Genomic DNA, 26768 nt, shown 5'->3' with positions numbered 1-26768 from the left:
GTCAAAACATTAAAGAGAATCGTTGTGGTTGTGAGGTGAACAATCCACAAGGCAGTTGTTGTTTAGGAAACGTAACAGCCTTTATCAAAGGTTTAACATAAATAACTTTTATTCCGTAAACGGGCGCGTTTCGCTAAGAAAATACGTCTGTTTTCATTTAATGGCGCTTTTCTCGAGTGAAATTGCGCTCTTTCTATATGTTTAGGGCCAGATTATTAAACAAAGTGTTTAAAGAAAATTGATATGAGTAGAGAGCGTGTGAAGGTTTATACTTATACTCGTGGAGCAGTTAAGTGAAATGAAAACGACTGAATTACTACAATATATAGTAGTTCCATACTGCGATATATTATGGTTTTTTTGGTTACTTTTGTAAATCGGCGCGTGCGGGTTTCAGTGGAAAGGAATGAAGATGGAGCTTCTACCGATCTCGACGTACTTGCGAATTTTGATTAAGGAAGAAGCTTATTAGATTTGATACATTTTAAGCATGATAATGAGGATTGCTTCAGCTTAAAGAAGATATCTTTACCGGATACTCAATTCATTCGAGTATGAAACAATGTGGTAATTAATGTTATTAAATTATTTTTTATTTCGTAAATGAAACTTAAGTATGCGTTAATTCATAAAGGATTGACGCTCTTTTTATGTTATTAATGAGATCTACAAGCGTCAGTGAAAAAACTAAAATTCATATTCAAATATTCATTTGACCATTTTAATAATTAAACTTATACTAATAATCAAATAGATATTTGAATAAGGAGTGGGTTACCAGTTGAAGCATGATGATGTGTGTGAAATAACCTGTGTCGATGACATAAAAGTTAAACGGGTAAAGGAAGTAATTAACTCAAAAAATACTTTGGCTGTTTCTCAAATATTTAAGGTGTTATCCGATGACACAAGAATAAAAATTGCCTTAGCATTAAGTGAAGAAGATGAATTATGTGTATGTGATGTAGCTAATATTGTTGGAGCCACTACGGCAACTGCTTCCCATCATTTAAGACTATTACGCAACCTTGGATTAGCGAAATATCGTAAAGAAGGCAAATTAGTTTATTATTCTTTAGATGATGATCACGTAAGACAGTTAATTCAGATTGCCTTTACACATCAAATGGAGGTGAAAGTTCATGAGTGACGTTCTAGAGCAATCAATGAATAAAAATGTTTACCGTGTTCAAGGCTTTTCTTGAGCGAGCTGTGCAAAAAAGTTCGAAACGAACGTAAAACACCTGGATGGTGTTTCTAATGCAAGTGTTAATTTTGGTGCGTCGAAACTTACTGTTTATGGGGAAACAACAATAGAAGAACTTGAAAAAGCAGGGGCATTTGAAAATTTAAAAGTGATTCCTGAAAAACAACGATTTGAAGAAACAAAAGAACCGTTTTTGAAGAAACATGCAACTGTGATCGTCTCGTTCGTCTTTCTACTAATGGGATGGTTATCTGGACAATTGAATGGTGAAGAAAGTATTTCTTCTATATTAGCTTATGGAATGTCTATTCTAATTGGTGGATATAGGCTTTTTAGTGCAGGATTAATGAATTTAGTCCGTTTCCAATTCGATATGAAAACCTTAATGACCATTGCGGTTATTGGTGCAGCATTTATTGGGGAATGGGGTGAAGGAGCCACTGTTGTTATTTTGTTTGCAATAAGTGAAGCTCTGGAATCTTACTCAATGGATAAAGCACGTAAATCGATTCAATCATTAATGGATATTGCTCCGAAAGATGCCTTAATTCGACGTGGAAAACAAGAAATGATGATTCCAGTTGAAGATATTCAAATTGGCGATATTATGATTGTGAAGCCTGGACAAAAATTAGCTATGGATGGAATTGTAGTTAAGGGCACATCTACGATAAATCAGGCTGCCATTACAGGGGAAAGTGTGCCTGTAGCAAAAACGATTTATGATGAAGTATTTGCAGGAACGTTGAATGAAGAAGGATTACTTGAAGTAAAAGTAACAAAACTGGCAGAAGATACCACAATAGCAAAAATCATTCATCTTGTTGAAGAGGCACAAGCTGAGCGTGCACCTTCACAGGCGTTTGTCGATAAATTTGCGAAATACTATACTCCTGCAATCATTGTTTTAGCGTTTTTTATCGCAATAATCCCACCTCTATTATTTGGAGGCGATTGGAGCGAATGGATTTATCAAGGATTAGCCGTATTAGTTGTCGGTTGTCCTTGCGCCCTTGTTGTTTCGACACCAGTGGCGGTTGTTAATGCGGTTGGGGACGCAGCAAGAAATGGGGTATTAATTAAAGGTGGTATTCATTTAGAAGAGGCAGGAGCATTAAAAGTCATTGCTTTTGATAAAACAGGTACATTAACAAAAGGGGTACCTGCTGTTACTGACATCATAATGTATGGTGGAAATGAAAAAGAATTAATGACGATCACAGCCGCCATTGAAAATGGATCACAGCATCCACTTGCTTCAGCCATTATGCGAAAGGCAGAGGAAAATGGTCTAAATATTAAGGATGTATTGGTGGAAGATTTCCAATCCATCACCGGTAAAGGTGTAAAAGCAAGAGTAAATAATGAATTCTATTATGTCGGTAGTCCAAATCTTTTTGAGGAAATACTTCCGAATAATATTCAAGAAGATAAGAAAGAACAAATTGCAACTCTTCAAACACAAGGGAAAACCGTTATGGTTTTAGGAACGGAAAAAGAAATCCTTTCATTAATTGCGGTAGCTGACGAAATGAGAGAAACTTCAAAAGAAGTTATCCGTAAACTTCACCAAGTTGGAATTGAAAAAACAGTGATGCTTACTGGAGATAATAAGCGAACCGCTGAAGCAATTGGAAATGAAGTCGGAGTTTCAGATATTAAAGCAGATTTACTTCCAGAAGATAAACTAAACTTCATCAAAGAACTCCGCGCAAAACATCACAGTGTGGCTATGGTAGGGGATGGTGTGAACGATGCACCAGCTTTAGCAGCTTCAACTGTTGGTGTAGCAATGGGTGGTGCTGGAACTGATACGGCATTAGAAACGGCTGATATTGCCTTAATGTCCGATGATTTAAGCAAGTTGCCTTACACGATTAAATTAAGCCGTAGGGCATTAGCGATTATTAAACAAAATATAACCTTCTCATTAGCAATTAAAGCAATTGCCTTACTTTTAGTAGTACCAGGTTGGTTAACATTGTGGATAGCAATCTTTGCTGATATGGGTGCTACTCTAATCGTAACATTAAACAGCTTGCGACTTTTGCGAGTGAAGGAATAAAGTTAAAGGGCTTTCCGATTACTCACGGAAAGCCCTTTTCAATAGATTGATATCATTCTAATGGATCGTTTTAATATCTTTTATGATTTCTTTATATGGAATCTCGTCCAATCCATCGTAATACTTAACAATCTTACCTTCTTGATTTATAAGATAAAAATCGGTGCCGTGAATAACTTGATCTTGGTCTTCAGGTTTTTTTACTACAGTTTTAAAATCTTTTACCCCTTTTTGCTCAATTTCCTGTTGTGTATATCCTGTTAGGAAGTTCCAATTACTGTAGTCGGCTTCAAAATTATCGGCAAACATTTTCAAGCGTTCAGGAGTATCAACTGCTGGGTCAACACTAAATGAAACAAGCTCGACATCTTTGATGCCTTCGTCCTTAAGCATTTTTTGTAGTTTAGCCATATTATTTGTCATAGGTAGGCAGACATCCGCGCAGGAGGTAAAGATAAAATCGGCTACCCATACTTTTCCTTTTAAATCTGATAAACCGAACGATTTTTCATCTTGATTTGTATAAGTAAAATCAGTGATTGCCCAGTTTTTGGCATTAGGTATTTCCTTTGGACCACATGCAGATAGAATGAAACTCATTAAAAGTAAAATTAGTAAAAAGAAATTTTTCCTTCTAGCCATTTATTACCCCTACTTTTCCTAACGTATTATGATTCCCATATTATTCTAGCAAACAAAGAAAAAAGATAAAAGGAAAAGTCATAGATAAATAAGATTAAAAGTTGATGAAGGTTTTACTATTCCGGGGTTTTATTAGAAAATCTGTACTCTCATCAAAGGCATGTGTACCGGAAGCTTGAATATAATGTACAAATGACACTCCGGGGGATACCAATGATTGAAGCAATCGAAATAAGTATTTTAATATGTGTATATATTTTTATAGGAACAGCTTTTGGTGGGGGGTTGCAGTATTAATTACTAAAGTAATTAATCAAAACCATTTCTTTTTAATCGTATTTTGTGGAGGAGTTTTAGCTGGCTTATTAGGTTTCGAGCTGATTCCTGATGTTATTAATAGTTATCAGCCAATTGGGATTTTCATAGGGATATCTTTAGGGATATTTTTCGTTTTGATAATTGATAAATTTTTACATAACACAAAGAGTGTTCAAATTGTGCATACTGAAACCTTTTTTTATTATTCTTGGCATTATTCTTTCATAGTATACCAGTAGGGTTAGCTTTAGGTTTAAATTTTACTGATCATCATTTCCAAGATCCTTCTTTATTAAGTGCGATTTTGATACACCATGTTCCAGAAGGAATGATTATGATGGTTTCCGTTATATATTCCAAAATGAAACTAAAAATATTTCTGTTAATAAGTTTTTTATTGGCTTTCACCGTTGGGGTAAATACTTATATGGGAATTGCAGTTGATTTCAATTCCTTAAAACTTCGTACTATTATTATGGGAATAGCAGGGTCACTAGGGTACGTTGCTTTTTACGAAATTTTGTGGAAAGGATTAAAGAATCACTTAACACCCAAGATGATTATGAGCGCTTTATCAGGATTAATTTTTATAAGAATATATTTTATTTTTTCCCATTTTGGTCATTAAGTTTAGTTTAAATAATGATAGAGGACTGACCGAGTATTTAATAAAATACTTGGTTTTTTTACTCTTTAGGAAAGTATAAATTAGTAGCGGTGGAGCTGATTCGTTGTAGAGTGTAGAGGCCAATTTAAGGAATTAAGCTTAAGATCAACTACGCCTATGTCTTCGCCTTAATAGGCTCGCAAATCGGCGAGTTTTCTTTATAAGATGATTCACTGCCCTGCTAATAAAAAGATCCTTTTCAGGACAAGGTATTAAGAAGAAATATAATTTAAAAAATATCTTGAACATTTAAATATGATAGCACATAATATATATGAACATATATTCATATATTTAGGAGGAGATATATTATGGGGCATCATCACCATGGTCATTCACATGGACATAGCCATACAGGGAATAAGAAGGCACTATTTTCTTCATTTTTATTAATTACTGCATTTATGGTTGTAGAAGTTATCGGAGGCTTTTTAACTAATAGCCTGGCACTTCTATCAGATGCCGGACATATGTTAAGCGATTCAGTTGCCTTGGGATTAAGTTTCTTTGCAATAAAATTAGGTGAACGGAAAGCAACAGAAAATAAAACGTATGGATATAAACGGTTTGAAATTATTGCTGCTGCCTTAAATGGTTTAACTCTAATTGGGATTTCTCTTTACATTTTTATTGAGGCATACCATCGCTTTTTCAATCCCCCTGTGATAAATAGTATGGGAATGCTGACAATATCAGTTATCGGTTTACTTGTTAATATTATTGCAGCTTGGATTTTGATGAAAGGCGATAAAGAGGAAAATTTGAATGTAAGAAGTGCTTTTCTTCATGTAATTGGTGATATGCTTGGTTCAGTAGGTGCAATTTTAGCAGCATTATTCATCTATTTCTTTGGATGGGGAATAGCTGATCCAATTGCCAGTGTCATTGTGGCAGTTCTTGTTTTGATAAGTGGTTGGAGAGTAACAAAAGATTCGCTTCATATTTTAATGGAGGGTGCCCCAATTAGAATTGAAGTAGAGAAGGTAAAGAAAACTTTAATGGGAATCCAAAATGTAAAAGGAGTTCATGATTTGCATATTTGGTCCATTACATCCGGGATGCCTATGCTTACCTGTCATATTGCCATTGAAGGTGAAGGAATGCATGATAAGGTTCTTCATCAGGCGCAATCCATTCTTCATGACGATTTTGGTATTGAACATAGCACCATTCAGGTAGAACAACAGGAACCAGGATGCCCTAGTCATCATGGAGTTTGTAATTAATGATGCAGGGCATGTTCAATAGTCTGTCTTAATATACTCATTACATGTTCATCGTCATGGATGTAGTATAATGTTGTACCTTCTCTTCTAAATGTGACCAGGCGTAGGTTTTTAAGAAAACGTAGTTGATGTGAAACGGTTGATTGGAGTAACGATAGTTTTTCCGCAATCTCATTAACTGAATGCTCTCCCTGGAATAATAAATGCAAAATTCGTATTCGAGTGGGGTCAGAAAGGGCTTTAAAGGTTTGTGAAACGATAAAGAGTGTTTCTTCATCTATGGATTCTGTCATTGCCGGTTTTTTATCTTGTTCCATTAGATCTACCTCCTGTACTCATTATAACGATAATTAGATAAAAGGAAAATCATAGTATTTCATAGTTATTCTATGTCATCAATCGTTAATAATTAACACGTTAACTAACTTCGAATTATGTTAAAATAAAAATGTTCAATTTTATCTAATAGACATGAGGTGAATTAAACTAGATGAGAAAATACAAAGGATTTGCACTAATTGTTGTACTTTTCATGGTATTTCTAGCAGGGTGCGGATCTAAAGAAGAATTAGCTTTAGACTCTAAACATAAAGAATTGCCTGATTTTGTAGTTAGTTCCTCTGATCAAATAAAAGAAACCTATATTATGGCTGCAACCTACCCTGAAGCTTTGGCTTCTGTACCGTGCTATTGTGGTTGCTATGCAGAAGATGGTCACGTAAGTAATCTAGATTGCTTTGTTGATAGTTTTGGCTCAGATATGAATGTTACTGAATGGGATGCAATGGGAGTATCTTGAGACATCTGTGTACAAATCGCCCGTGAGGCGGTTGAAATGAAGCAAGATGGAAAAGAATTAAAAGACATTAACAAATACATTACCGAAAAATACGCTGATTACGGTGAACCAACTCCAACACCGGTACCAAAATAATCATGAAAAAAGAGATATTAATTTATTTTCTTGTTTTCTGTTTTTTTGGTACAGTTGGGGTTGGTGTAGTAAATTATTTTGGTCCTAATCAAAAAGCAGCAAAGTTGGAAGATTCATGTGTAATAGAACATGAGGTCAAAGAGAATCATATAGTGAATCCAACTAATACATCATCAGAATCCGAAATTTGTGAAAATGAAGATAGTCTCTTAGACTAAACAGGTTATTTGTCTGGCTGAAGAACAATCCATAAAAATATGGATTATTTTTCAGCCTTTTTTGTATTGGCTTAAGTACAGTAAGTTCAAAAAATTAGATTTCCATACCATAAAAGATTTAGTGTAAAATACTATTGTGCTTTATAAAAATATTCGCATTTTTTTAGGGGAGAAGTGGGGGAAATGGTGAAAAAGTGTGCTTATTTGGCGTTTTTTCTGATATTGGTTATGAGTCTAGCAGCATGTTCAAGTTCTGAAAACAGTGATGATGAACTAAAATGGGTAGAAGTTGATGTTACTATCAATCCAGAAAAACCACAACCAAATGAACCAGTTACTTTCAAAGCTGAAGTGACTTATGATGGTGAGGTAATAACAGATGTAAAAGATTTCAGTTTTGAAATCTGGCGCGCGAAGGATGAAAACCATGAAAAAATTGAAATAAAGAAAGCGACTAATGGTGCTTATCAGATTGAAAAAATCTTTGATGTTGAAGGAACTTATTATGTATTCGCGCATGTTACAGCAAAGGATATGCATAATATGCCGACGAAGGAATTTGTAGTAGGTACCCCTAGTGAGCCGGAGGAAGGAAAACCAAAAAGTAAATTTATGAAACATTAAATTATAAAATTGCTAAGAAAGAAGCGTGTAAATAATTCACGCTTCTTTTGTGTAATCTACCGTTATCCATTTATATTTCGCTCATTATTTCTTTGAAAACTTCCTCCTTATTAAAATCAGTACCCATTGGGAACTTTTTGATAAACCGATTATTTTCATCCAATAAAAAGACAAGGGTAGTGTGCATGTAATATCCATCACCTGGATCTTTATAATAAAAGTTGAACGGTTTAGTTGTTCGCTTTAAATTATCAATACTTTCCTGCGAACGTTCATTATCACCAGTTAAAAAAATCCAGTTTCCGTCATTTTTAATATCAAAATTTTTCATATATGTTTTTAATTCATCAGGTGTATCCTTATATAAATCAAATGTAATGGATAAAAATTGAACCTTATCCCCGAAAACCCCCTCTTTTTCCAAATCCTTCTTTAATAAATTCATTTTTTGAGTAGTGGTTGGACAAATTTCTGGACAAGTAGTATACATAAATTCAACCAGTTTAATTTTTTTCTCAGAATCACCAAATCTGTATTCTTTCCCATCCTGTGTAATAAACCAGATATCATCCGGAATTTTTGCCATAGCGTCTCTGATGAGAAAGAATGATATACCGGCGGACATTAAAATAATAACAAGAATACCAACTGTAATTATTTGTTTCCTTTGTTCCTTCATATTTCTCCCTCCTCTTCCTTAAAATAAAGAAAATTGCAATCGAATCATATGGATATTGTGTGAATATTTAATTGAAGGTTTGAATGATAAGTATACGGAAAAAGGAAAAAGCCTAATTCCTCATGATATATGAAGAATTGGGCTTTAATATTGTTGTTACTTTTTTATTTGGTGAATCTTATTTAATACTTAGTATTAATGATAAATATAAGCATAAAACCAATAGAACACTCATTAGGAATGATACTATTGCAGGCGCTTTTTTTATAAATGAAAAAATAATTAAGGCTAGGAAAATGATAGCTAAACCTAATAGTGAAATACTTGTCGCGTTCATAATTAGTTTTACTGTCATTTCCGGCTGAAACTGCCCCTGATAAAAAAGAGTAAAGAAGTATGAAACTTCTTCATTTGTTACAATCGTTTCATGCGGAGGAGATTGTTGTCCTAATGCAGCCGTTACAGAAAAGATCAGGAGAATGATGATAGTTTCCATTCTTGTCCACGGTTTTGGATTAAAGTGTGTATTGTTTTTAAGTTTCTTTCTTAGAAAGATGCTATTAATGCTTGCATATATAAGTAATGGAATAATCAATAAGTGTTTAATTAATAATGCTTGTCCATATGGGAGCATCCAAGAATTAGTGTAATCTTTGAATTCAACCACAAAAGTCATAAGAATAAGTCCGGTTATGATGGTACTTACAAAGCAAATAATCGCAGTAGGTGTAAACCATTTCAAAAAATTTGTCCAATTAGAATAATCTTTTGAGAACCAACTAACCACAAGAAGAATTCCTACCCAAACACTAACAGCGGTAAAATGGGTTGTATGACTGAAAAATCCTAAAACCTTGTCATAGGAGCTGGCATGACTGGACCAACCTAATGCTAAAATCAAAATAAAAACGATGGTAATTCCAATGTAAGCATATGATTTATTTTTTCGATAATCAAACCAAATGACAAAAATAAATAAAATGTTCGATAAAATGTAAGTAAAGATCCATGCTTTTCCAACTTCAAACGTAAACAAAACAGATTGCATTGTTTGTATAAAGCCAATTCCAGGAGATAGATATAAGATCAATTCCAAAACCGGTATAAATGAAAAGATGGCTATGCCACCTACAGCCGTCATCATAACTCCTTTTGGGACTGAAATAGTAGGTCGATAGGTTTGTGGCACAAGAGATAAAATAAAGCTCCCTAGAAGAATAGCAAAACAAAGATATATTAGTGCTTGAGTAACAGTGCCCACGAAAATCATGTGCTATCTCTTCCTTTTCAAAATAAATAAGAAACTTCCAACAACGATAACGAGTAAAATACCTAAAATGACTGGAATTACATATGATGGGATTTTGTTTTGTTGAATTTCTTCAGTTTCTGTTTCATTTACGGAATCTATTTTTTTATCTTCACCTTTTGGTTGGGGCTGTGCTTCCTCTTGTGGCTCAACCTGATCTTCAACAGGTGCTTCAGATACAGGCATGTCTACAGAGAAAGAAAATTCACCTTCAATTGGATGACCATCAGCTCCAATAATTTTCCAATTTACTAAGTATACCCCATTCTTTAACGGGCTTGAAAAAGTTCCAACCATTTGATTTTCTGATAAAGCAATGTTTTCAACTATTACAGGCTCTCCAATAGAGGTTTGAAGTTCAAATATACTACCTTGTTCCACCTTTGTCTCAAATGTCATTGTGATTTGTTTCAATTCTTCCTTAATAATGTCTCCGTTTTGTGGTACAGAGCTTTCTAATCCAGTATGTGCCAAGGCGCTATTAATAAATGTGAGGTAGAACATAAGTGTAAACAAAAGAATCTTTTTCACTATAAAAAACCTCCAAATAGTATTAATTGAAATTATTATATCAAAGTACAAAATAATACTCAAAAGATTATTTGAATATAGTTAATCGTAATATATAAAATAAGGCCTTCATTAGCACACGTTCAAACAATCAAATAAACGTTTGACTATATTTTGATAAAGATATAAAATATAATATATAATATATAATATTCAAATGCTTATTTGAATATAAAACTATTGGTGGAGGATAAATATGATTAATGCTTGGAATAAAGTGATTTATAAAATCTGGTCTCCATTTTATGATAAGATTTTTAATTCGGGTATTTTTTTATATGCACGAAAACAAATATTTAAAGATATAACAATGAATCGTAAACAAAAAATTCTATTTGTTGGAGTAGGAACGGGTGCGGATTTAGAGCTTATTGATTTTTCCGGTTTGGATATAACAGCAATTGATTACTCACCAGCTATGCTTGAAAAAGCTCGAACAAAATTTAAAAATTCTAAGATAAATTTTTTAGAAATGGATGCACAAAATTTAGAGTTTAACAATAATTCTTTTGATTATATAATTGCCAGTCTAATTATTTCGGTAGTTCCTGATGCAAAAAAATGTTTTCTAGAAATGACAAGAGTTTTAAAACCAGAAGGAGAAATAATAATTTTTGATAAATTTTCTACAAAAAATAAAGAATTGTCACCAATTAAAAAAACCTTTAGACCTCTAATTAGAGTTTTAGGAACAGATATTGGAGTGAGTTTTGAAGATTTGTTCCAAAGCAATAATCAAAATTTACTAATTATGGAGGATCAGCCAGTCTTGCTCAAAGGGATGTATCGAAGAATAATAATCAGAAAAAAGCTTGATCTTGTCTTTCCCCTTTTCAAACATCCAGACCAACCACTAAATTCATAATTATTTATCCTCCTAGAAATATAATATTAGTTGGTATCCCCTAAAACTCCTTGTAATCTCATGGTTCGCTTGTTAACGGGATCGAGTCCCACGGTGGCACGTTCTACCCAGACTACCATAATTATACGGCCATATAGAAAAAGTTCACCAGAATAATCTTGCTAATTTTATATTACGAACGGGCGTATTTCCATAACAAGGATTGCGCTCTTTCTTTATATTAAGGGCCAATAGGAGAATTAATTTCAAAAATAAGGGAAATATTATTATAGGTGTAGCATCAGATTGGGTAATCTGATTCCCCAAAAGAAAAATACAATTAGTTTGATAATAAATATTTATTAATGTAAAATTGTATCCAATTTGAGATATATCACTTCGAAGTAAATCAAATTTAGGAGGAAGTAATGTAATGACAAAAGATTTTTACACAGCACTTAAAGAAAGACGTTCTTACTATGGAATTAATAAAGAAGTACAAGTATCAGAAGAAAGAATTAAAGAAATTGTAGAATTTGCTGTGAAATATACTCCATCTGCCTTCAACTCTCAAACAGCACGTCTTGTTGTATTAACAGGAGAAGCCCACGATAAATTATGGGACATTACAACTGAAACGTTGAGAAAAGTGGTTGGAGATGGTGTATTTTACAGGAACTCAACAAAAAATGAACTCCTTTAAAGCTGGATACGGAACAGTATTATTCTTTGAAGACCAAGCAATTGTTAAGTCTCTTCAAGAACAATTTCCATCATATGCTGAAAACTTTCCAATATGGTCAAACCAAGCATCAGGTATGCACCAATTAGTAGTATGGGCAGCATTGGAAGCAGAGGGATTAGGAGTATCTTTACAACACTATAATCCACTAATTGATGATGAAGTGAAAAGAGAATGGACTATCCCGGGCAACTGGAAATTAATCGCTCAAATGCCATTTGGTAATCCAACTTCTTCACCTGGTGAAAAGGAATTTAAACCAGTTGAAGACCGTGTGAAAATCTACAAATAAAGATTTATCAAAAACTAGATGGAAGTTAAACATCTGGTTTTTGATAGTCTGCATCGTTACATTAAAGAATTGGGGATTTAGTATGAACCAAATAGGAAATTAATCTGTATTTGTGAAGGTTTACAATTATGTAAACAGTCACTTTTTTTCTGCAGAAAATATCCCCTTTTTTTCAAATTCCTTCGGAATAAAGTCTACACTTCACCGAAATAATATGCTAAATTTTTTGCATATTATGGGGGTGGAGTTTTTTATGATTGTTTCTTTTGATTTTGGAATCGATTTAAAAGAATACGCAAATAGAGGTAAGAATAATAGCTTTCCTATGCTAGATTGTTGCCCCAAATGCAAGTGTATATCACATGGAAATCTTCATAGGAATGGGTACTATTGGAGGTTTGGAATTACGAAGGATATAACCATAAAGATTCCGATATGTCGAATTAGGTGTTTGAATTGTAGAGTGAGTATATCAATCTTACCTGATTTCTTAATCCCTTATTTTCAGCACACTATCAGAACCGTGTTAGACCTTATGCAGGACTTAATTCAAAAAAGGAAAACCAATCACAGCCGCCAATTACTAAGATTTTATCTTGTTAGGTATGATAGGAATTTGAATTGGGTGCATAGTTTTTTTATCGATATCGGTTATTCTAATGGCTTATCTAGCGATCGAAAAAAAGAGGCCATAAAATATTTGAAAATGATCCGTGATTTTGGCGAATCCTCCTTCTTACGAAGGAGCTGGGGTCATTTATCAACGTACTTTATGGCAAATTAATTCTACCATATTAGTGATGATACAAAAATATTATTTGTCCCACACACCTTTTTCATCGTCAGAAAATGACAATAAAAGTAGAATAAATACATGGATAACCGGTTGTCCTTCTACAATAAGGAGGAGAATTCCATGAATGAAAAAGAACGTGAACAGATTGCTTTATTTCGTTTTGGACTCATAGCCCCATTGTTTAATGGTCAAGTGGATCCCAAAACGTATCTTAATGAATTAGAAGGAAAGATTCATTCAGTACCCTACTATGGGGAACGCAAAATTGCCGTAAAAACAATAAAAGAGTGGCTTCTTCACTATCGCAGAAATGGGTTTGAGGCCTTAAAACCGAAGAATCGTGCGGATCGTGGGGATTCTAGAAGACTATCACCTGATGATCGGGATCAAATCATCGAAATTCGAAAAAAAAATCTCCATATGCCAGTTAGTGTGTTCTACGAACAACTATTGGCGAGTGGAGAAATACAAAAAAATCAAATATCATACTCTACTATAAATCGATTATTAAAAAAACACAATCTAGTAGGGAAAAAATTCGTTGCGATTCCCGAGAGAAAACGGTTCGCCCATGAAAAAGTGAATGTAGTTTGGCAAGGGGACTTGTCTCACGGGCCCTATATACGAGCTAATGGAAAAGCAAAAAAGACATTTTTAATTGCTTATATTGACGATTGTTCACGCCTTGTTCCATATGCCCAGTTTTTTTCTGATGAGAAGTTTGATGGACTAAGGGTCGTAACGAAGGAAGCTCTTATTCGCAGGGGAAAGCCGAAATTACTTTATTCGGACAACGGTAAAATTTACCGTTCTGAAACACTTCAATATGCTTGTGCGAGACTGGGAATTACATTGGCTCACACAGCCCCATTTGATCCACGTGCGAAAGGGAAAATAGAACGGCTATTTAAGACTATTCAAACGCGGTTTTACCCACTTTTACAAACTGATCCTGTCGATTCCTTGGAAGAGTTAAACGAACGATTTTGGCGCTGGCTGGAGGAAAATTACCACCGTAGGATCCATGCTTCCCTAGACGGGAAAACCCCTCATGAAGTCTTTCACTCTCAAATGAATGAAGTGGAATTTTTAGAGGATACCTCCATTCTTGAAACAGTCTTTCTAAAACGGGAAAAACGGAAAGTAAAGTCAGATGGAACAATTTCATTGGATAAGCAACTTTATGAAGTACCACCAAGATTTATAGGAACCTCCGTAGATGTCAGGTTTGATGAACAAGGAGTCTTTATCTTCGAAAATGATAAAAAAGTGGCTGAGGCAAGACCAGTTTCATTTGAAGTGAATGCACATGCGAAGAGGGTTCAATCACCTTTTTTATTAAATGACTCAAATGAAAATAGAGAGGGTGCAGAGCATGTATAAATCCTTTTATTCGTTAGCTCAAACTCCTTTCACAAAAGACTTACGTCCTTCAGATGCGTTCTCCTCTACTGACTATAAAGGGGCAACGAATGCATTAAAATACTTACAAAAATCAAAAGGAATTGGTCTACTTGTTGGAGATCCCGGTGCAGGAAAAACGTTTACCCTGCGCACATTTAAGGACTCTCTAAGCCCATCACTATATCAAGTTATTTATTTCCCTCTCTCCACAGGAGGAGTGATGGATTTTTATCGTGGATTAGCCTACGGCTTGGGAGAAGAACCAAAGTTCCGTAAAGTAGACCTCTTTAGGCAAATTCAACAAGGAATTGAACGATTAGCGCAGGATCGAAAGATAACACCAGTTTTTATTTTGGATGAGATGCATATGGCAAAAGATGCATTTTTGCAGGATATTGCCCTACTATTTAATTTTCAGATGGATTCTACGAACCCATTTATATTAGTGCTATCTGGATTACCCCATTTGAAAACTCGGTTAGCCTTAAATCATCATCGACCACTCACCCAAAGGGTCATAATGAAGTATGAGATTCAGGCCTTAACAAAAGAGGAAGTATCAGGTTATGTAGACCACCACTTAAAGATAGCTGGAGCAAAAATGCCTATATTCACTGAAGCCGCCAAGGAAGCTATAGCATTACGATCTCAGGGATGGCCACGTGTAATTAATACTATAACGGTCAACAGTCTTTTGTTTGGATCTCAGCTAAATAAGGAACTGATTGATGAGGAAATCGTAAGATTGGCCATTGAGGATAGTACACTATGATTAAGAGTGGAATTTTAGTATTTGATCAGCGCAGCCAAGAATGGAGAGTTTGGATTGGACAGACCCCTTATTGGATCGACCAGGGGTATACATTTGAGGTACGAATCAATAATCGATACTTTCGAGCTTCTTTGGAAAAAGATGTGGATTGGATTGTGACTTTGGAAGATCATGTAGTTTTTGTCCTTCACACCCAAGAAGTGTATAAGATTCGTATAAACATAAATGAGTATTTTCGAGTAGATGCCCCTTTTTAGGGGTTTCATTTTTTGGAATTTTGGCTGGAATAATTTGAACAAAGATTTGTATATTCCGAAATACTGTGAAAAAATATGCACATTATTTCAGATTTTTCACCGGATTAAATTGAAAAACAGCGACTGGAATAATGTGCTCGTTTACAACAATTAAACTAAGTGGGCGATAGTGAAAGAAGAAAATACATTACTTATTCCAGAATCGGGCGCTTATCCATAGCAAGGATAAGCGCTCATTTTACGTTTTGGGGCCAGTTAATGGAGGGAGCTTGTCTAATAGTGTTAGCTAAATAAGTAAAGAAACGGATGGCTTATTCAAGAAGGAGATTGCTTCGGCGATCTCCTTTTTGTACTAAAAACGGTGGGCTTATACAAATAAGGCCTTAGATAAAATCTGTATGACAATTCTCGAAGTTTATCGTTATTTTTCAACTTCATTCATAATGATATGAGAATATGAGATATTTCATCTTCTATAAATTGCGGAAAAATCATTTATAAAAAGGCAATATAATAAATAATCTAGAATTCTTTTTAAAAAATTGTATACTTTTTGACGTTTCATTTGTTATATATGTAAGTTAATTAATAACGTTATTTTTAACTAGTTTAAAATGCATTGTAGAAAAAGTTGGTGAAACATGAAAAATGGGACCATAGAAGATCTTTTAATAGATGAAACTAAACTTGTTTTTAAATATCTTTTGAAAATGGGAGCCTCCAAAGAAGATGCTGAAGACATTGTGCAAGATACCTTATATAGAACTATAAAAAACATTGATTCTATCCATGTAGATAAGGTCAGAGCATGGCTTTTTAAGGTTGCCATTAATAATTTTTATAATCTTTATAGTAAAAAGAAGACTATGGTTCATTTTACTTCTGAGGAATTTGAGATGATAAAGCCCTCAAGTAATAGCACAGAAGAAATATATTTGACCGAACAAAATAAGAAGGAGTTAATGAGGGCTTTAAATGAATTAAAACCAGCATATAAAAACTTGTTAATTTTGAAGTATTACATGGATTTATCTTATAAAGAAATGGCGAGTATTTTGGAGACAAGTGAACAAAATGTAAAAGTTTATCTTTACCGTGCAAGAAATACGTTCAGACACATTTTGGAGGGGAAAAATAATGAATAACAAGGATAATAAAAATGAGGACGTAAAAGATGAACAAGAACTGGATGATTTATTTGATAATCTAAAGAAAAATAAACTTAATAAAGCAATAAAAAAAGCAAAAAGGCACTCTATTCTAAGAAATGTGTTAATCAGTTTTGTAGTTTTAGTAGTTGTTTTCATTGGGGGTTCAATAGCTAACAGATCCTTAGTTTACAAGTTGGAAACACCGATTCAAATTGCCGTATCTGCCTTTAATGAAATTTCAGCACCTAATGAATATATTGGGAAAATGGATCGGTACCATGGTATTCTCGGTGGTAACAATAGCTTTACAACCTATAAAATTATCGAAGGTAAAGTAGTATATACAGGTGAGAGTGAATATAGTTATGGGTTATTTCAAGACTATTATGGCAATCGAATTGGAACTGAATCACCAAGCATTATAGGTACAAGTTATGACACCGAGGATCTTGATAGACAAAAGTACAATGAGTTGGGACAAAGAGAGATGATATTCTTTTATCCTTACATTGATTATTATCAATATAAAAATGATTTACAGTTATTAGACCAGATTGAAGCAAATAAAATTATGGAGATCGCCTTGTCATTTGACCAAGCTTATAGTATGGATGCTGTTCGTGATAAGCTGCCTGATGGTGTTACATTATCATGGTATTGGATTGATGACTCAAACGATGAAGAAAAAGAAGAAAGTGAATCTATTACGATCACTCATTTAGATGATAATGGAGAACAGAAAACCGAAAAGGCTGACTTTTCAAGGATTCGGTCTGAGAAAACAGTCTATGGAATAAAAGCGCTAGATGCCAGCAATCAAAGGTTAGAAAATCCATTACAACATTTTATTTGGGCATTAAAAAATGGAAGAAAATACGATACTAGATATAAGGGGGAGTTTGATCGGCTTTATAACAATTTGCTTGGACAGGATGGAAAATTGACTAAAGCTGATATTAAGGTATTTGGGGTAGTAGTTACTGGAGATGCCGAAAGTTTGAAGGGACTGGAAGGGTTACCTTTTATTAAAGCATCATCAATAGGTGTCATTACAGATAAATTTTAAAATGCATGTGACGAATGATAAATAGGATGAACATGAACGATTATTCATTGTGAATGGTCGTTTTTGTTTTACAAAGCAATGAAATATAAAAACTGGCGTATACTCCATGATTATTAAAAAGAAGATAACAACTTGTTACAGATGGAGCGTAATTTCTTTAAAAGAATTAATCCTCCACAATCGGGCGCAAATCTCAAACACGAGATGCGTCTATTTTTTTAAGGATCATTTGGTCGAAAACAATAAATGTATATTTATGGTAATATGTATTTGTGGATGGCGAAAAAGGATGGGAGGAATTTGTTGTGCCGATTTGTCAAAACTGTGGAACAAAATGGTCTTGGTTTAGTTCTATAAAGAAATTATTGACGTTTCGCAAAAGTATGAAATGTAGTCATTGTGGGAAAATTCAATATCAAAGTGCATCTTCGAGAAATACTACATCTTTAGTAATTTTATTTCCCCTTATCACTATACCAATTACAGTATTATTTGATTTATCCCTTATTTCTATATTTCTATTGGATATTCCCTTGTTTTTTTTATCTCTATTAATTATGCCATTATTTCTGAAATTAACTGATAAAGATGAACCTTTATGGTAAAAAAGAGGCTGCACCAAAAAGTTTCCTTTCAAAACCTCGTATCAACACGAACGAGTGCGTTTGTGAAAGAAAGGACTAATATACTGTAGATAACAATTTTCTAGTATTAATTTTCAACAATCGGGCGCATTTATCAAAAAGATGAACGCGCTTATTTCATGTTTGGGCAAGATTGTTTAATGAATTTGTTATTATCACTATTAAGATTACCTTCTAATCGTCGTACTTTTAAAACTTGAGTCTAGAATAAAGGATGTCCGTAAAATTATGTTATAATAATACCATTATTTTCAAATGAATGAATTCTTTTGTTGCACTACATTTTTTACTTAAAGGATTTAGTTAATAATTATCCTAGATTTTATGGAGGTCCTTGTATGAGTAGTATTAGAATAAAAGGAATATCAATTGAAAATTATCGTTCGTTTGGAGAAAGAAAAAATATTGTATTTCCAAAAGACGATTATAAAAAACCTATAGCAATTGTTGGTTATAATAATGCAGGAAAAACTAACTTATTAAACGCTATATTATATGGTATTACTGAGAGATACATCAGTAAGAACACTTTTACTAGAGATGATTTCCATAATAGAAATTTTAATAATGTGCCAAAAATTATTACAGGTATAGAAAGCAGTGAAGAATTAAAAGTTGATGGTAAATATGCTAATTTAACAGGGTATCATTTTCTAAATATTGATTTAGATGGAACAGAGATAGAAAGCGCAAAAATCGAATCTTTCAAAGATCCGGAGAAACAGGATAAAAATTGGAATGCATTTGGAGCTTCAAAATACTATAAGATATTCTATATAAATTTTCATGAGATAAAAAAAGAGATTTCTACTAAAAAAACCAGTTGGGGGAATCTCACCTCATTCCTCGCAAAGCATATTAAAAGTACTGTTGATTCAGATAAAGATATGCTAAAGAAAAAAAGTACTTTTAAAGATGAAATAAAGCAATCTACTGAAGATATCCTTACAAATTCCAAATTAAATGCATTTATTAAACGAATTCAATCAAATTATTCAAAAAATCTTAGAAATAATAATTGTAATATTGAGTTTAGTTTGCCAGACTATGAAGAAATTTTTTTAGAAATGATATTCAAAATTGGATTGAATGGTAATACTGACAATTTAATACCAATCGAACATTTGGGTGACGGGTACATATCAATGTTTGTAATGGCTGTTATACAAGCAATCGCAGAAACTAATGCTGAAGATAAATGTCTTTTTTTATTTGAAGAGCCTGAAAGTTTTTTACATGAAAATCATCAAGAGTATTTTTATAAAGTTGTATTATGTGGATTAGCAGAAAATAATCATCAAGTTATTTATACTACACATTCAGATAAGATGATTGATATTTTCGACACAAAAGGATTGATTAGATTAGAATTTGATGAAAATAAGAAGCAAACCGAAGTGAAATATAATAAGGCTGGATTAGATTTTTCATCAAAAGTTACAGTTTCAGAGATTGAAGATAATGAGTTAGTAGATAAAGTTAGAGACTATAATAATTACATTAAGATTATCGAACCTAATTTAAATAAGATAATTTTTAGTAGAAAAGTGTTACTTGTTGAAGGTCCAAATGACATGTTGGTATACAAGGAAGTTATTAGAAAAAAAGTGCTAGAAATAACAAGTGATCCTAAATTTGCTGATACGTATCTTAACTTTAATAATATCGCAATAATTCCACATCACGGTAAGATAACTGCACTAGTACTTATAAATTTGTGTAAGCATTTAGGCCTAGATTTTTTTGTAATTAATGATTTTGATTTTACTGAGGATTTCATCAGTAAACTAGATTTTGAAACTGAAGATGAATATAAAAGTAGCAATTTTTACAAAAATGAAATTAGCAATATCAAAGCATATGACATTAAAGGTGAAGAATTAAGTGTTAAGACAAAAAAAGCAATGATTACAACTAATTGGAGGTTAATAAAGGAGTCTAAACCTGACCAAATTCATTTTAATTTACCGAAATTAGAGAATGTGATTGGATATAATAAAAATGATAAAGACAGCTTCGGGATTTGGGAGACATTAAATAGAATTGAGACTTTTGACGAAGATTTAATTCCCAAAAAATTAATTAAATTTTTGGAGATTGATAAAATCAAATCCATTACTCTTCTCAATTGATTTTCCGTAATTGGGCGCTTATCCATAGCAAGGATAAGCGTTTATTTATCGTTTTGTGGCCATTTAGTAGTTGAAGGATTTTCTTACCCTGTTGAAGAAGTTAGTTAAGGATGTCAAAGTTGATGAGGAGAGTTTGTTAATGTTTGAAATTATGCATGACATGAAAACGATCATGAAAAAGAAACCATTTAAATATAAATATATTTCAAATGGAGATAGGGAGATTTTTTTGGGGAAATCTAGTACACCTGTTAAATTAAGTAACGAACAATATATGAAGCTACTTGATACCTTTAAAGGACGAACAGTTACAATCGGGACTTCAAGAACAAATCCTCCAAAAGATAGTCTTGGGGAATGGCTAATGAATAATATTACAAAAACAGCTATAGCTTCTTATATTGCTCCAATACTCCTTTTGGAAGGTCACGCCTCACTAGTTATGCCAATTGACAGTGGTAAAATTAAATTTAATGTAGTGAAATTTGGCGAGTGTTCAAATTGCAGAAGGGATACTATGATGCCGTTAATTCCTTTTGCCGGTCTATTTTTGTGTGCAAGATGTATTAGAGAGTGGTGATATCATTTACAACATGGGAGAATTAAACTAAATATAGATTACTACTGAAATTATAAATTTAATAAACATTTGTTACATAACAAACCGGGCGCGTTTCGCTAAGAAATGCGTCTATTTTATTTAAGAGTGCCCTCCTTAAAGAAAGGCGATTTTTTTATGAGCAATGGAACTAGTCTTTTTTTCAAATTCTGGTGCGTTTTAATTTACATCTTTATAAAATAGCTAGGAAAGCATGGTATTTTTTGTTAATATTTATTGGTGTTATGAAAAGTAAGTGTTAAAGGGGAATATTAATGAGTTTTACAGAAGTAGATTACAATTGGTTCAATGTTATTAACGGTCAAGTACTTCAGTCTCCATTTTTTGATAACATTATGATTTTGTTTGCGGAATATGTTCAATATGTTTTTGTATTTTTAATATTGATTCTATGGCTTTTAAATAAAAGTAATTTTCGTGTTATAGCTTTTCAAGTTATGGTTTCCTTTACTTTGGCCTATTCAATAAATAGATTGATTGAATTATTCATTTTTCGGGAGCGACCTTTTGTATCCCATGCCGTGAACCAACTTGTGGAGCATGCTGCAAACTCATCCTTTCCAAGTGACCATGCTACTTCGGCAATTGTGATAGCTTTTACACTGTGGTTATCTTCACTTCGATTTAAGCATTTATGGGTGTGGCTTGCATTTGGAATAGCATTTTCAAGAATTTGGGTAGGTGTGCACTATCCATTAGATGTAGTTGCTGGAATATTAAATGGATTGATGGTTGCATTATTTACTCATTACATTTTATTTAAGTTGAAAATTACAGAACTTTTAATTGAAAAGCCCATTTTCCGAGGGAAAGTATAATAAATGATTGTTATCAATGATGAAACATCTTTCCATTTTTGCGGATTTTTTACACACCGCATTTTCAGATAGGGCAGTTATTTTAATAACGTTATTCAACAATCAGGGCGCTTATCCATATCCAGGATAAGCGTCCTTTTACGTTTTGGGCAAGATTGTGGAGTAACTTTGATTACTGAAAGCCTCAAACTCGTGTGTTAAGATACGGAATAAACAGATTGGAGGGGTCAGATTGTTCATACATAAAATAAACGACGACTTATCCTTAAAATTAATAGAATTAAAGGATAGCGAAAGGGTATTTGAATTAACAGATAAGTCTAGGGCTCATTTAAGGGTATGGTTGCCTTGGTTAGACATTACTACAAAACCCGAAGATACCACTGGGTTTATCAAAGGGTGTTTAAAAGGATTTGATGAAAATAAGAGCTTAAATTCGGTTATTTTATTTAAAGGAGAAATTGTTGGAGTTGCAGGCTACAATAGCATTAATTGGTCAAATAAGACCGCATATATTGGTTATTGGCTTGGTGAAGAATTTCAAGGAAATGGGATAATGACCTTGGTGGCAAAAGCATTAACTGATTATGCTTTTGTTGGATTGGGTTTACATAAAGTTGAAATTAGGGCCGCTGTTGGCAACAAGAAAAGTAGAAGTATTCCTGAGAGATTGAACTATGTAAATGAAGGGTGTATTAGACATGCTGAGTGGTTATATGACCACTATGTAGACCATGTTGTATATGGGGTTTTGGCGGAAGAATGGAATAAAATTGATTGAGTTTCTTCAGCTAAATGGCGCTTTTCGCTAAGAAATGCGTCTTATTTATTTTATGGAGATTCCCTATTGTAAAAAGGATCGGCGCTAATTTAAAGTTTGGACCCTTTTCATTGTCGTATAGAGACGCTTTTTACTAACACATGATAGCCAAGGAAAAAAGAAACAATCTTACTTGTATAATATATGCATTGCTCATATACAAGATACAAAATTCGATGGATATTACTATTAAATTACAAAGAGCTTTAATACAAAAATATAAATAAGTGGTTATTTGAATGAAAAATAGTGTAAAATTACACTAAAAGGAGGGAGGTTGATGACCAAATGGATCAATGGAATTTTGATTTGTGTTCTAGTCTTTATACCTATTGGAGGATTTTATTGGTTGAACTATGGAAATCCTATTGATAAATTTATTGCAAACAGATATGTTCCGAAATATTTAAAGAACAATGGATATTCGAATGACGAAATACTTGAAGCACATTATGTAGATCCAAAAAACTTGATAAATAAGGATTTTTATCATGGTCATTATCTGGTTAGATTCCAAGATGAGCCTGAAATGAATTATTACTATGGGATATTGAAAAAAAGTAAAAAAGTGAAACAGTTTTGTGAGAGGGACTGGAATGGTGCTACGGGGGTAGAGCCCGTTGATTATTATGATAAAAGGAATAAATCAAAACACCTTGAAAAGGATTGTGTGAATTCATTAGATAATAGAGAGTGATGTTAAAGGCCATAATAGGGACCTTTAAAAATAAAATAAACGATTTACATATATCCGAATCCTAACATTAAGACAATCGGGCGCAAAAACGCAAGAAAATGGACTGTGAATTATAGCAGTCCATTTTCTTATTTGTTAATCAATTACTGGCCAGGTTAATTGTGAAAAGGAAAAAAAATAGATAAATTTTTAAAGATGAAACTACTAATAAATGGTAATATTAGGACAAATCGCAAGTGAGGTGAAAATTATGAGATCACTTATGAAAAAAATTGGACGTGAAATATTTAAAGATAGGATTAAACCTTTTTTAGTAATTTATTTAATGCTTCTAATTGTTTATATAATTATTAGTGTATATACCTTTAAAGATAATAGTGTTAATTATTTTTATAATGGGCTTGGACAAATAGTTATTGCAGGATTTTGGTTCCTAATGGGGATAGAACATTTACTTCTTAAAAAGAAATTGTTTTCAATCTTCTGTTTTGTGTTATCTTTTATGTTTATATCTTTAGTCATACAAAGTTTTAATTTATTCGTTTTGTAGAAATAAGTAGAAAATTTTATCAAATAAACGGCACTTGTTATTAAACAATCGGGTGCTTTTCTTGCGAGAATAGTGCTCTTTTTTCGTTTTTGTTCCAGATTTTAGTGTAAAAAATTGTAAAAAATACAGAAATTTGTAATGATTGTTTTTGGGTTATAAAGCAGGAATGTTTCAGAAGGAAATGATAAGTAAAATCTAGGAAAAGGTGAAAAAATGTTAAATAAAATTAAAGCATTACCTGAAAAATTGGCATTTTCAATAGGCTTTTCTTTAACATTATTTAGTCCAATAGTGTTATATTTTTTGTCATTAGGTAAATGGGCTGCAACTATTCAAGCAAGTGTTTGGGGTGTTGCCACCATATTTATACTAAGTGCTGCTGATAAAAGACATACACGTATTGGTAAACTCAAGTAAAGTTTTTGAAATTTACTTTGTATTCTGTATGGTAACGAGGACATTAGGAAATAAGAACTGGGAGTAAATTTGGGACTGACTATATATTTCATATTCCATAAGGGCGTGTTTATTTTAAGAAAAGAGCTTGTGTAAAAAAATTTAAGTATATTAATTTTTTATAATAGAAGCAGAACGTTATTCAATTATCGGGCATTTTATGAACGACATTGAATATTTTTGCTAGCATTTAAAACGAATGTAAACTCACCAAACATTTTATGTGTTGCCATATACACTCTGGACATCTGGAATCCGGTAATATTGTTAGTTTGTGTTTGACAAGTATAAAACGGCAACCAAATTATTCATAGAACCTTGCCAAACACATGCCATTGGAAATATTAGGAAGGGATATTCCGGGATTTGTAGTACCGCAAATGTATTATTATATTGATGATACGGCTTTATTAAAGTATTTATTAGAAAACCTACAATCCTCCTTTGACATTTAACTGAAGTTCAGCAGAGAGGACTGCTTATGTTGGTAAATGGCCTTTCGATGAGAGAAATTACTGTACGTGAAGGGATTAAACATCACGCAGTAATGGAGTCCATTTAAGGAGGCAAGATGGATAAACTATGAAGATGTAGTAAAATCTTTTGAAGACGCTGGATATACAAACATTTACGGTAAATATGGATTATGATTACTGGTTGGTTGGCTAACCGATGGGGGTGAAGTAGAATCAGTCACTATTTATGGTGAGAAGAAAATTAATTCTAACGATGTATTCCGGTTGGATGCAGAGGTTAAAATTACATATCACTATCTTAGGAAGAACAAAAACAAGTGATAATGAGGTGTTCATAGGTGGGTGAGATACTTAGAGAAAAGCAAAATACAAAATTGTTGCTTGAGATGAGCCTTGTGGATGGTGAATATGACTTCACATCGTCTATTGTCGCAGCACTAAATCAAGCAGAATTAGAAATACATAATTTAGATGAAACAATAGAGTCAATTCAATGCTTAAAGCCTAATTGTGATAAATTGGACTATATATTAGCTGCGAGTTCAGGTGCATTGTGTGGCATCATTGATATTTTCTTGGTTGGTAAACCTGGAGAATCACCTCTCGGAGATATTACTGATAAATGGTTTGCTAATCGAACAACTGATTTTGCTAAATTGTGCGGATGGGAAGATAAAGGAGAGAACTCTTTGTCTTCAGCAATCCGTTTTCTTGAAAAAAAGTTTAAGATTCCATATGACCAGCGTGGAGTTGGTGACGCTGCAAGTTTTGTTTTTGATTTAACTCCGACAAATCATCATTTTAAATCACTCGCACATAATCCTAGTTTGCTTGGTTTGTTTTTTTCAATATTAGACCAGTTTACTAATTCTTCGCATTTTATTTCCGGTGGTGAACTTATATCTTTAGCTGATGCAGATGGGAAATTCGAGTTAAGAGGAAACAACATACCAAGCAAATTGTTCTGTGCATTTGCTAATTGGTTTGGTCATTTAATATCTGATATGTCAGGCTCATCAGGTAGCAAGGGCCGTGGAATGGGGATTCCTTCTCCTTTATGGATATGGACAAATGATATTATTGCATTAAAAAGGTCTTTGAATATTCCTGTGTCACAGTTTGATAACTCAATAAACGAGCTAGCTATAAATATATATAAAGAAGGATATGATGCTCGATTCCAGTCGACTCAAGCCATTCCAGTTTTTATAAACGAGATGTTAGTTCGACTTGTTTTTGCTATCAGAAGACTTATAAAATATTTTGCTGAAACCGATAAAGAAACTCGTTCGTTTTCACTTATGTGGAAAAAGTGTAAGCCTTTTTCAAATCCAACTGTTAAAAGAATGTTGACTGTAGCACATGGGACGTTTTGCCTTATAGATATAGGTGATGCTACTGTTCGTGGTTTTGTAACAGGTGCAGGATCTTTTAATCCGACTGAGTTTTTCTTGCGTCTTAACATCGTAGGGGTTGGACGACTTACTATTTCCTTATATGGTGAAGTTAAGCGTGAAATTGGCATACAAAAAGCAGAAAGAGAAATAATCTTTGCGAGAAAAGAAAAATTAGTTGTAGATAATTATATTGAGGGACTTGAACTATTATCGGAATTATATGAAGATAAAAGTCTTTTGAACTTTATAACTGATTTCAAGAATAGTGATATGTATATACACGCTTTTGAAAAATCTGTTATGTTAGCTAAAAAGAGAAATGTGCCAATTAATGAAATATTAAAAAAAAGATGGAAATAGATTCTTATTTTGGGGG

At 33.1% G+C, this 26768-nt stretch carries 27 protein-coding genes and 1 pseudogene; 23 read left to right on the top strand and 5 right to left on the bottom strand.

Annotated elements, in window-relative coordinates; translation table 11 throughout:
• From FXW34_RS20940 to FXW34_RS20930, 3 genes are all read left to right on the top strand, one after another.
• A partial coding sequence (locus FXW34_RS20940) for a bacterioferritin-associated ferredoxin (protein WP_483964280.1) occupies nucleotides 1-101 on the top strand: 101 nt, incomplete at its 5' end.
• Between the two features lie 680 nt (nucleotides 102-781).
• On the top strand, nucleotides 782-1150 hold the full coding sequence (locus FXW34_RS20935) for an ArsR/SmtB family transcription factor (RefSeq protein WP_147535982.1): 369 nt from the start codon (nucleotides 782-784) through the stop codon (nucleotides 1148-1150).
• Nucleotides 1143-3272 (top strand): heavy metal translocating P-type ATPase, encoded by a 2130-nt coding sequence (locus tag FXW34_RS20930; RefSeq protein ID WP_147535981.1) that lies wholly within the window; start codon nucleotides 1143-1145, stop codon nucleotides 3270-3272. The genes FXW34_RS20935 and FXW34_RS20930 overlap by 8 nt, the downstream gene beginning before the upstream one ends.
• A 57-nt stretch (nucleotides 3273-3329) precedes the next feature.
• On the opposite strand, the gene FXW34_RS20925 is transcribed toward FXW34_RS20930, so the two are convergent.
• Nucleotides 3330-3914 (bottom strand): SCO family protein, encoded by a 585-nt coding sequence (locus FXW34_RS20925; protein ID WP_147535980.1) that lies wholly within the window; start codon nucleotides 3912-3914, stop codon nucleotides 3330-3332.
• A 526-nt stretch (nucleotides 3915-4440) separates the two neighbouring features.
• On the opposite strand from FXW34_RS20925, the gene FXW34_RS23755 reads away from it, so the two are divergent.
• Together FXW34_RS23755 and FXW34_RS20915 are read left to right on the top strand one after the other, a co-directional pair.
• The gene (locus FXW34_RS23755) at nucleotides 4441-4860 is read left to right on the top strand and encodes a ZIP family metal transporter (RefSeq protein ID WP_147535979.1); all 420 of its coding nucleotides are present in this window, start codon (nucleotides 4441-4443) and stop codon (nucleotides 4858-4860) included.
• Nucleotides 4861-5210: 350 nt separating this feature from the next.
• The gene (locus FXW34_RS20915; RefSeq protein ID WP_147535978.1) at nucleotides 5211-6125 is read left to right on the top strand and encodes a cation diffusion facilitator family transporter; all 915 of its coding nucleotides are present in this window, start codon (nucleotides 5211-5213) and stop codon (nucleotides 6123-6125) included.
• On the opposite strand, the gene FXW34_RS20910 is transcribed toward FXW34_RS20915, so the two are convergent.
• Complete coding sequence (locus FXW34_RS20910) at nucleotides 6122-6442, bottom strand: ArsR/SmtB family transcription factor (RefSeq protein WP_147535977.1); 321 nt, start codon at nucleotides 6440-6442, stop codon at nucleotides 6122-6124. The two genes, FXW34_RS20915 and FXW34_RS20910, sit on opposite strands and share 4 nt — an antisense overlap.
• Nucleotides 6443-6615: 173 nt before the next feature.
• On the opposite strand from FXW34_RS20910, the gene FXW34_RS23495 reads away from it, so the two are divergent.
• Complete coding sequence (locus tag FXW34_RS23495; RefSeq protein WP_342780884.1) at nucleotides 6616-7059, top strand: PCYCGC motif-containing (lipo)protein; 444 nt, start codon at nucleotides 6616-6618, stop codon at nucleotides 7057-7059.
• Nucleotides 7060-7460: 401 nt separating this feature from the next.
• A complete protein-coding gene (locus FXW34_RS20895) occupies nucleotides 7461-7901 on the top strand; it encodes a FixH family protein (protein WP_147535974.1) in 441 nt (146 codons plus the stop codon).
• Nucleotides 7902-7971: 70 nt separating this feature from the next.
• Here the strand turns inward: FXW34_RS20895 and FXW34_RS20890 are convergent, their stop codons facing one another.
• From FXW34_RS20890 to FXW34_RS20880, 3 genes are all read right to left on the bottom strand, one after another.
• Nucleotides 7972-8580, bottom strand: a complete 609-nt coding sequence (locus FXW34_RS20890) for an SCO family protein (protein WP_147535973.1) — start codon at nucleotides 8578-8580, stop codon at nucleotides 7972-7974.
• 178 nt (nucleotides 8581-8758) lie between these two features.
• Complete coding sequence (locus FXW34_RS20885) at nucleotides 8759-9850, bottom strand: copper resistance D family protein (protein WP_147535972.1); 1092 nt, start codon at nucleotides 9848-9850, stop codon at nucleotides 8759-8761.
• Between the two features lie 3 nt (nucleotides 9851-9853).
• A complete protein-coding gene (locus FXW34_RS20880) occupies nucleotides 9854-10420 on the bottom strand; it encodes a copper resistance CopC family protein (RefSeq protein WP_147535971.1) in 567 nt (188 codons plus the stop codon).
• A gap of 235 nt (nucleotides 10421-10655) precedes the next feature.
• Here FXW34_RS20880 and FXW34_RS20875 point away from each other — a divergent pair, with 235 nt between their 5' ends.
• The 16 genes and pseudogenes from FXW34_RS20875 to FXW34_RS20805 all read left to right on the top strand — a co-directional run bounded on the left by FXW34_RS20875 (nucleotide 10656) and on the right by FXW34_RS20805 (nucleotide 26752).
• Nucleotides 10656-11324, top strand: a complete 669-nt coding sequence (locus tag FXW34_RS20875; RefSeq protein ID WP_147535970.1) for a class I SAM-dependent methyltransferase — start codon at nucleotides 10656-10658, stop codon at nucleotides 11322-11324.
• Between the two features lie 412 nt (nucleotides 11325-11736).
• Nucleotides 11737-12337 (top strand): annotated as a pseudogene (locus FXW34_RS20870) (nitroreductase family protein).
• A gap of 214 nt (nucleotides 12338-12551) precedes the next feature.
• Nucleotides 12552-13121 (top strand): DUF6431 domain-containing protein, encoded by a 570-nt coding sequence (locus tag FXW34_RS23750; protein ID WP_425457458.1) that lies wholly within the window; start codon nucleotides 12552-12554, stop codon nucleotides 13119-13121.
• Between the two features lie 132 nt (nucleotides 13122-13253).
• The gene (locus FXW34_RS20865; protein WP_147535969.1) at nucleotides 13254-14516 is read left to right on the top strand and encodes a DDE-type integrase/transposase/recombinase; all 1263 of its coding nucleotides are present in this window, start codon (nucleotides 13254-13256) and stop codon (nucleotides 14514-14516) included.
• Entirely contained in the window at nucleotides 14509-15309 is an 801-nt protein-coding gene (locus FXW34_RS20860; protein ID WP_147535968.1) for an ExeA family protein, read from the top strand. Before FXW34_RS20865 ends, FXW34_RS20860 begins: the two co-directional genes overlap by 8 nt.
• A complete protein-coding gene (locus FXW34_RS20855; RefSeq protein ID WP_147535967.1) occupies nucleotides 15306-15566 on the top strand; it encodes a DUF5348 domain-containing protein in 261 nt (86 codons plus the stop codon). The genes FXW34_RS20860 and FXW34_RS20855 overlap by 4 nt, the downstream gene beginning before the upstream one ends.
• A 641-nt stretch (nucleotides 15567-16207) precedes the next feature.
• The gene (locus FXW34_RS20850) at nucleotides 16208-16711 is read left to right on the top strand and encodes an RNA polymerase sigma factor (RefSeq protein ID WP_147535966.1); all 504 of its coding nucleotides are present in this window, start codon (nucleotides 16208-16210) and stop codon (nucleotides 16709-16711) included.
• Nucleotides 16704-17783, top strand: a complete 1080-nt coding sequence (locus FXW34_RS20845) for an anti sigma factor C-terminal domain-containing protein (protein WP_147535965.1) — start codon at nucleotides 16704-16706, stop codon at nucleotides 17781-17783. Before FXW34_RS20850 ends, FXW34_RS20845 begins: the two co-directional genes overlap by 8 nt.
• Before the next feature lie 272 nt (nucleotides 17784-18055).
• Nucleotides 18056-18388: a TIGR04104 family putative zinc finger protein gene (locus tag FXW34_RS20840; RefSeq protein WP_342780883.1), complete on the top strand. Its 333-nt coding sequence runs from the start codon at nucleotides 18056-18058 to the stop codon at nucleotides 18386-18388.
• Between the two features lie 377 nt (nucleotides 18389-18765).
• A complete protein-coding gene (locus FXW34_RS20835; RefSeq protein ID WP_147535963.1) occupies nucleotides 18766-20559 on the top strand; it encodes an ATP-dependent nuclease in 1794 nt (597 codons plus the stop codon).
• A gap of 139 nt (nucleotides 20560-20698) precedes the next feature.
• Nucleotides 20699-21139 (top strand): hypothetical protein, encoded by a 441-nt coding sequence (locus FXW34_RS20830; RefSeq protein ID WP_147535962.1) that lies wholly within the window; start codon nucleotides 20699-20701, stop codon nucleotides 21137-21139.
• Nucleotides 21140-21432: 293 nt separating this feature from the next.
• The gene (locus tag FXW34_RS20825) at nucleotides 21433-21996 is read left to right on the top strand and encodes an undecaprenyl-diphosphatase (protein ID WP_147535961.1); all 564 of its coding nucleotides are present in this window, start codon (nucleotides 21433-21435) and stop codon (nucleotides 21994-21996) included.
• Nucleotides 21997-22228: 232 nt separating this feature from the next.
• Nucleotides 22229-22777, top strand: coding sequence for a GNAT family N-acetyltransferase (locus FXW34_RS20820; RefSeq protein ID WP_147535960.1), 549 nt, complete (start codon nucleotides 22229-22231; stop codon nucleotides 22775-22777).
• A gap of 319 nt (nucleotides 22778-23096) precedes the next feature.
• On the top strand, nucleotides 23097-23513 hold the full coding sequence (locus FXW34_RS20815) for a DUF3139 domain-containing protein (protein WP_147535959.1): 417 nt from the start codon (nucleotides 23097-23099) through the stop codon (nucleotides 23511-23513).
• A gap of 763 nt (nucleotides 23514-24276) precedes the next feature.
• Nucleotides 24277-24480: a hypothetical protein gene (locus tag FXW34_RS20810; RefSeq protein ID WP_147535958.1), complete on the top strand. Its 204-nt coding sequence runs from the start codon at nucleotides 24277-24279 to the stop codon at nucleotides 24478-24480.
• A gap of 853 nt (nucleotides 24481-25333) precedes the next feature.
• On the top strand, nucleotides 25334-26752 hold the full coding sequence (locus FXW34_RS20805; RefSeq protein WP_222705339.1) for a hypothetical protein: 1419 nt from the start codon (nucleotides 25334-25336) through the stop codon (nucleotides 26750-26752).
• Nucleotides 26753-26768 lie beyond the last annotated feature (16 nt).

It is taken from the genome of Bacillus marasmi (assembly GCF_902168435.1).
Taxonomy (GTDB): domain Bacteria; phylum Bacillota; class Bacilli; order Bacillales; family Cytobacillaceae; genus Bacillus_BU; species Bacillus_BU marasmi.
The sequence above is the reverse complement of the archived record's forward strand: the minus strand, read 5'-3'. Positions and strand labels throughout refer to the sequence as shown.